We start from the raw sequence: 6,638 nt of genomic DNA, 5'->3' as shown, positions 1-6,638 counted from the left end.
GGCTCCGGCGTGTCGCCATCCTCCAGACCCGCCTCGACACCGCGATGGATATGCCGGCGATAGATCGCCAGCATGGCTTCCACGTCACCATCGCGCGAGGGGCGGATGGTGACGTCGTTTTCTCCGGTCATCAACGAACTCGAAACCCCACGCTCTACTCGGCCACGACGTAGGTATAGAGCCGGACGCGGCCCGATTCATCCACTTCGCGATAGACGCCCTGGATTTCGACCTCGAAGCCGGGGAACGTGTTGAACGAGGCCTCGAACATCTTGAGATAGTCGATCATCGGGCGCGAGCGCTCGTTGAGCCGCTCGCCGGGTACGATCGTGGCGATGCCGGGCGGATAGACCACGAAGGGGGTCGTGGCGATGCGCCCTTCGATCTCGCCGATCGGCAGATAATCCACGTCGTTGCGCACGAGGCAGCGCGCGGCATCGTGCGGCGACATGGCGATGTCGGGCAGGTGGCCCGCCGAGAACTGCAGCGCCTGGAGCGCGCTGACATTGGCGGTGCGGAAGAAGCGATGCATGGCCGCGCAGAGATCGCGCACCCGCACGCCCGCATAGCGCGCCGCGCGGCGGCGGGCGAATTCGGGGATCACCTCTTCCAGGGGCGCGTTCTCGTCGTGCAGCCGCTTGAAGGCGACGAGGCCCGAAATCAGCGTGCCGGCCTTGGAGGCCTCGACGCCCGGCGTCAGCAGGAAGAGAAGCGAGTTGAGATCGTTCTTTTCCGCCACGATGCGGTTTTCGCGCAAATATTGCGCGACGATGGGGGCGGGAATGCCGTGCTCGCTATAGGTGCCGTTGGACCCGTCGAAGCCGGGCGTCAAGAGCACCAGCTTGTTGGGATCGGTCATGGCGAAGCCCGGCTCCATGCCCTCAAAGCCGTGCCAGCGCGCATCCGGCGTCAGGTGCCAGAAGGCCGGGTTGGTGGCGAGCTGGTCGGTCGAGACGCTTTCCCAGGGCACGTTATGCACCGCGCCGGGGCGCGCGGCATCGGGGATCGCCACCGTGTCGGGCACGAAGGGCTCGAAGAACCAGCGACGGTCGGGCCTTTGTTCCTTTTCCTCGAACTCGCGGCGCACCGCGCGGATCTTCTTGCGCAGCTCGATGCCGAGCCGGATCGTGTCGTCCCAGAGCACTTCGCCCGAGCGGCCCTTCATCATCTGCGCGCCGACATCGAGCGAGGCGAAGAGCGGATAGAAGGGCGATGTGGAGGCGTGCTGCATGAAGCTTTCGTTGAAGCGACGATGCTCCACGCGGCGCTTCTGGCCCTTGATGTGCCGGTCCTTGATATGGATTTGCGAGGCCTGGCTGAAGCTCGCCAGCTGCTTGTGGGTGGACTGGGTGGCGATGATGCCCGGTGCGTCCGGCCCGAGTTCGCCCAAGCCCATGGCGAAGCGCCCGGCATAGAGCGGGTGGAACTTCATGAAGCCTGCCCAGGCCTCGTCGAAGAGAATGTATTCGCACAGATGCCCGATCGACTTCAGGATCATCTCGGCATTGTGGATCGTGCCGTCATAGGTGCACTGTTCCACCACGGCGACACGGAAGGGGCGGGGCTTCTTCCAGGCCTCGGGGTCCTTGACGAGGGGATGGGTGCGGATGCGCTCGCGCAGCGCCGCCTCGTCCAGCGAGGCATAGTCCATCGGGCCGATCAGCCCGTAGGAGTTGCGCGCGGTCGGGATATAGACGGGAATGCCGCCCGAGATCAGAAGCGCGCCGTGATGGGCCGCCTTGTGATTGTTGCGGTCGAACAGGACGAGATCGCCGTCCGTGACCAAGGCCGCGAGAGCCACCTTGTTGGAGGTGGAGGTGCCGTTCAGCACGAAATAGGTCTTCTCGGCGCCGAAGATCTTCGCCGCTTCCTTCTGCGCGGCGAGCGCCGGCCCCTCGTGGGTCAGGAGGTCGCCGAGATCGAGCACCGAATTGTCGAGATCGTCGCGGAACACGGCTTCGCCGAGGTGCTCCATGAAGACGCGCCCGATCGGCGAGCGGCTGTAGAAGACGCCGCCATTATGGCCTGGACAGGTCCAGAGCTGGTTGCCCTCTTCGGCATAGTCCACCAGCGCGCCGAAGAAGGGCGTCTTCAGCGTCTCGGCATATTGCTTCAGGCGGCTGATGAGGTTCTTGGCGATGAAGGCCGGGGTTTCCTCCGACAGGAAAACATAGCCGTCGATGAAGTCGAGAACCTCGACCGGCACGTCCTCGAAGCGCTTGCGGCGGATGAGCAGGATGATCGGGAAGTCGAGCCCGCGCCGGCGCATCAGGTTGATCAGGGCGGCGGTCTTGCCTTCCAGCCCCTTCTTGCCCCAGTCGACGATCATGCAGCCGATGGCGGCATCCGTCTGCACCGAGATTTCGGCGTCTTCCAGACTGCGCGCCCGCACCACCTCGAAACCGGAATGCTCGATTTCCGCCACGATCTGATTGAAGCGGGCCCCTTCGAGGTCGTTGGCGTCGAAGGAAGGCGTGGCGAAAAGGAAGGTAAAGCGTCGGAAATAGTCCATGAGGCACCCGGTTCGTCGTGGCGCGGAATGTCGGCGCGTTTCATGACAGGACCAAGACAATCCCGGCCGATCGCGTCGCGGCGATATCAGGCGGGCTGGAGATGCCCGGTTCGCGGACAAAAGGAAACCCGCGCGCAGGCAATGCGCACGGGTTTCGGCCGTCTCGATGAAGCTGAGGTCAGCCTTTGGCGTTGGCGGCGGGGCGGTTTCCGATCATGCGCCAGTTCTTGTAGAACATGGACTTCATCTGGTCGGCGATCATCGACACGCCCGACAGAAGCGCGCCGAGGAAGCCCGGCACTGGAGTCGGGCGGATCACGTCCATGAAGACATTGTAGCGCCGCGCGTCCACTTCGTTCACCGAGCGATGGAACAGCGTGTCGTCGAAGATATAGAGCGGGTTGTCGCGCCAGAGATGGCGCTGGCCGTTGCACTCGATGAAGACGCGGTCGCTGTCGGCCGGCTTGAGGTTGAGAAGCACGCGCAGCGTCAGGCGCAGCGGGCCATAATGCCAGGTGGTGGATTCCTTGCCCGAAAACACCGAGACCGCGATCGTCTTGACGTATTTGAACTCGCGATTGAACTCGGGAACCGTGTCGATATTCTTCTTGCCGTACCAGCGATAGACATACATGCCGCGCCGTCCGTCATGGAACTTGGCGTCGATCTCGCCGGTGATCTCGTCGCGCCGGGTGCGGAACGTGTTCAGCACGGTCTCGATCTCCTCGCGCCATTCGGCCGGGAAATCCTCCAGCGTGTAGATGCCGGGGTTGCGGTGGCTGATGAGGTCCACGAAGAGGTTGAAGGGCGAGAGCAGCCAGGTCAGGATGCCGTTGCCCATGAAGTAGCGGCTGATCAGAAGCTGGTTCTTGCCCTTGTTGCGCGCCACGTCGATCACGCCGCAGACGAGCCAGAACAGCGTCAGCCAGGGCACGAACCACAGGAGCAGCGCCACCACGGGCAAGGCGATGGCGATGCGGCGCAGCGCCTTCTTCTGGTTTTTGGTCATGGATTGGCTCCGCCATCCGATCTGAAAAGTTGAGCGGCATAACGGACATTTGATTTCGTCACGCGCAAGGCCCTCGCGGCCTCTCCGCGAGGAATTTTCGTAAGGGTGTCCGGCGACCGTTCAAGGACGCTCCGCCGGATGAGGGCGTCAGGCGCGCAGCGTTGGATGCAAGACGGGCGCGTAGCCATGGTGGAGGACGGCGAGGGTCGGCGCGGGTGTGAGAACCGTCACCTCGCCTTCGTCCAACGGCGCGCTGTCGCCATAGCCCTCGAAGCGCCAGAGATGGCGGCGGCCTTGCCAGATCAGCCAGGGCGCGCCGGACTGCTCGATCATCACGCCGTCCGGCAGGGTGGCGCGAGCGGCTCGGGTTCTCACCTGTTGCCGGCCGCGCGTCACCCGCGCGGCGTGGAGCGCAGCGTCCATCGCCTTGGCAGATGGGGGTTCGCCGCCATGGCCCTTGCCCCAGGCGGCCACAAATTGCCGGAAGGCGTCCGGCCGGCACAGCGCGCAGGGGCGGTGGCCCGCCGCCAGCGCCGTCGCTTCGTCCAGAAAGAAGAGTTCGGTATACGCGCCGGGCGACATCAAGGGGCGCTTCGTCCCGCGATAATCGAGCCGGCAGATGATCCAATTGGGATGCTTCCAGCGGCTGCGGCCGAGTTGCCTCGTCTCGTCATGCAGGATGCCGCGATTGCCCATGAAGAGCCCACGCGCCGGGTCGGCGACGATCTCACCGAAGGGCGTCACGCGGTTTTGCAGCGGCATGGTCGGGTCTCCAGCTTAGAGCCTGTTTGACAACCCGGCCGGGTCGGCCCGGCGGGTCCTTTTCGCCCCTGTTTCGTTGCCAATGTCAGACGATGCCGCCGGCATCGACTGCGTTTGGCGCCTCACAGGGACAAAAATTCCCTCGCCGGTCCTCCGCCGGCGAGTTGTCAAACAGGCTCTTGGAGGCCATTCAAGCATGGGCTGGCGCAGCCACCAAGCTGCGCCCCTGCCTTTGCCCTGTCAGTCGTGCTTTTCGAGGAAGCGTTCGACGCGGGCGAGACAGGCGTCCTTTTCCTCCACATGGGGCATGTGGCTGGAATCGGCGAAGACTTCGCTTTCCACGTTCGGAATCCGGTCGATGAAGGGCTGCACGCATTCGGGCGTCGCCTCGTCATGCGCGCCGCGGAACACCAGCGTCGGCGCTTCGATCTGCGACAGGCGGTCCACGACCGTCCAGTTCTTCATCGTGCCGACGACATGGAATTCGTTCGGCCCGTTCATCGTGTGATAAACGGTCGGGTCGCTTTCCACGGCCGCGAAAGTGCGCGCCACTTCCTCCGGCCAGGGCGTGACGCGGCAGACATGCCGGTCGTAGAATTCGCGCGTGGCGGCGAGATATTCGGGGTCGGTGACGGTGCCGGCCGCCTCGTGCCGGTCCAGCGCCTCGCGCACATCGTCCGGCAGGGCGGCGCGGAGCTTCGCCGCACCCGCAATCCAGAGCGGCATGGCGGCCAGGGAATTGGCAAGGATCAGCGCCTTCAGCCCGCTCGGTCGGCGCACGGCATGTTCCGACCCCAGCATCCCGCCCCAGGATTGGCCGAGAAGCGCATAGCGGTCCTGAATGCCGAGATGGGCGAGGAGATTGTCGAGTTCGCCAAGGAAGAAGTCGACGGTCCAGAAGTCGCCGCCCTTGTCCGGCAGATGCGTCGAGCGGCCATTGCCGATCTGGTCGTAATGGATCACCGCGCGCCCATGGGCGGCGAGCTCCTTGAAGCTGTCGACATAATCATGCGTGCAGCCCGGCCCGCCATGGGCGATCACCAGCGGCAGGCGCGAGGAGGCGAGATCGCCTGATACACGGTACCAGGTCTGGTAGTCCTGATGAGGCGCAAAGCCCTCGATGGTAGAAATGGCGGACATATGGTGGCTCCCTGTCTCGAATGAGCCGAGCTTACGGCGCGGTAAAAGACGCCGACAGCTATCGAAAAGAAGAGGGGGAGGGCGGATTTTTGCGCGCTTCTGCCCATCTCGTGGGCGCGCACAATTGACGGGCAGAAGTCTATAATGCTTCCATCCTGTCATGACGCTTCTGACCGATCTCACCCAGCGACTTCGCCCCGGCACCGCCCTCGACCCGGCGCTCGACGCCGCGCTCGCTCTCGTGCAGCGCGTCGGCTTCACTTCGGTGATCTACGATTACACGCCCGTTCCCCGCACGCATGAGGGCGTTCTCATCACGCCCAATATCCTCGAAGGGCGCGAGGTGCCCGAGGATATGATGCGTCTGTGGCGCTCGGGCTTCTACCAGCTCGACCCCGTGCAGGACGCCGCGCTCGCCTCGGCCGCGCCCTTCGTCTGGTCGGCCTGCGGGCGGCAGAGCCGGGTCATGGAAACGGTCCTGTGCCAGCGGCACGATCCGGTGCTCGACTATATGCGCGACATGCATTTCTCCTGCGGCGTCACCGTGCCGATCCATCATCCGGGCGGAGATCTCGCGACCTTCACCGCCATCTGCGTGGACGCCAAGGAGGGCTTCGGCGCACAGGCGGCGGAGTTGGCGCCGGCCATCGGCATTCTCGGCCAGACGTTTCATGACGTCGTGCAGGCGGGCTTCGCGCCCGAGACGCGCCGCTCGCGCTATATGCGCCTGTCGCCGCGCGAGGTGCAGTGCCTCAGCCTCTGCGCCGAAGGGCTGACCGCCAAGGAAATCGCCCGGCGTCTCGACCGCTCGGTGCCGACCGTGACGCTGCATCTCAACAGCGCGGGCCGCAAGCTCGGCGCGCGCAACCGTTTCCAGGCCGTCGCCCGCGCGGCGCATTACCGTCTGCTCGACCTCGAAAGCGAGGGGCAGGCAGCTTGAGGCCCGACCCTATGTGTTTTGATAGCTAGTCCCGGCCCGGACGCCGGTTCACACTTCGAGACACGCAAGCTCGCTGGGGTGGTGCGGTTCGGGCGGAGAGGATTTTCCTCCCCGCCAGCCGAGCCCTTCGTGAGCGAAGGTTCATCCGTTTTCGAGCGGAGCGGCGGGCGAGCCGCGAGGCCCGCGCGACCTGGTTTGGAAGGAGATCGTCATGCCGTCTTTGAGACTACGAGCCCTATCCGCGGCGCTGGCCGGCACGGCCCTCGCCTGCGCAC

The 6,638-nt window shown here is 64.8% G+C and carries 5 protein-coding genes; 1 reads left to right on the top strand and 4 read right to left on the bottom strand.

Going from position 1 to position 6,638, the window contains the following annotated elements; genetic code table 11:
• Positions 1 to 154: 154 nt before the first annotated feature.
• The 4 genes from AUL28_RS10670 to AUL28_RS10655 form a co-directional block, all read right to left on the bottom strand.
• A complete protein-coding gene (locus AUL28_RS10670; protein ID WP_058599078.1) occupies positions 155 to 2,512 on the bottom strand; it encodes an Orn/Lys/Arg decarboxylase N-terminal domain-containing protein in 2,358 nt (785 codons plus the stop codon).
• Between the two features lie 178 nt (positions 2,513 to 2,690).
• The gene (locus AUL28_RS10665) at positions 2,691 to 3,521 is read right to left on the bottom strand and encodes an aspartyl/asparaginyl beta-hydroxylase domain-containing protein (RefSeq protein ID WP_062232299.1); all 831 of its coding nucleotides are present in this window, start codon (positions 3,519 to 3,521) and stop codon (positions 2,691 to 2,693) included.
• Between the two features lie 147 nt (positions 3,522 to 3,668).
• Positions 3,669 to 4,283, bottom strand: a complete 615-nt coding sequence (locus tag AUL28_RS10660; RefSeq protein ID WP_062232294.1) for a hypothetical protein — start codon at positions 4,281 to 4,283, stop codon at positions 3,669 to 3,671.
• A 240-nt stretch (positions 4,284 to 4,523) separates the two neighbouring features.
• Positions 4,524 to 5,423 carry a proline iminopeptidase-family hydrolase gene (locus AUL28_RS10655; RefSeq protein ID WP_062232288.1) on the bottom strand — a complete coding sequence of 300 codons (900 nt, stop codon included), beginning with the start codon at positions 5,421 to 5,423 and terminating at the stop codon, positions 4,524 to 4,526.
• A gap of 160 nt (positions 5,424 to 5,583) precedes the next feature.
• On the opposite strand from AUL28_RS10655, the gene AUL28_RS10650 reads away from it, so the two are divergent.
• The gene (locus AUL28_RS10650; protein ID WP_062232282.1) at positions 5,584 to 6,363 is read left to right on the top strand and encodes a helix-turn-helix transcriptional regulator; all 780 of its coding nucleotides are present in this window, start codon (positions 5,584 to 5,586) and stop codon (positions 6,361 to 6,363) included.
• The last annotated feature ends 275 nt before the right edge of the window (positions 6,364 to 6,638 follow it).

The organism is Aureimonas sp. N4 (assembly GCF_001463925.1).
GTDB lineage: Bacteria > Pseudomonadota > Alphaproteobacteria > Rhizobiales > Rhizobiaceae > Aureimonas > Aureimonas ureilytica_A.
Note: the sequence above shows the minus strand (reverse complement) of the source record. Positions and strands in the feature narration are given on the sequence as shown.

Excerpts from the sequence above, each read along its gene's own strand:
- AUL28_RS10665 (WP_062232299.1), bottom strand. The coding sequence starts at position 3,521 with ATGACCAAAAACCAGAAGAAGGCGCTGCGCCGCATCGCCATCGCCTTG.
- AUL28_RS10660 (WP_062232294.1), bottom strand. The coding sequence starts at position 4,283 with ATGCCGCTGCAAAACCGCGTGACGCCCTTCGGTGAGATCGTCGCCGAC.
- AUL28_RS10650 (WP_062232282.1), top strand. The coding sequence starts at position 5,584 with ATGACGCTTCTGACCGATCTCACCCAGCGACTTCGCCCCGGCACCGCC.
- AUL28_RS10670 (WP_058599078.1), bottom strand. The coding sequence starts at position 2,512 with ATGGACTATTTCCGACGCTTTACCTTCCTTTTCGCCACGCCTTCCTTC.
- AUL28_RS10655 (WP_062232288.1), bottom strand. The coding sequence starts at position 5,423 with ATGTCCGCCATTTCTACCATCGAGGGCTTTGCGCCTCATCAGGACTAC.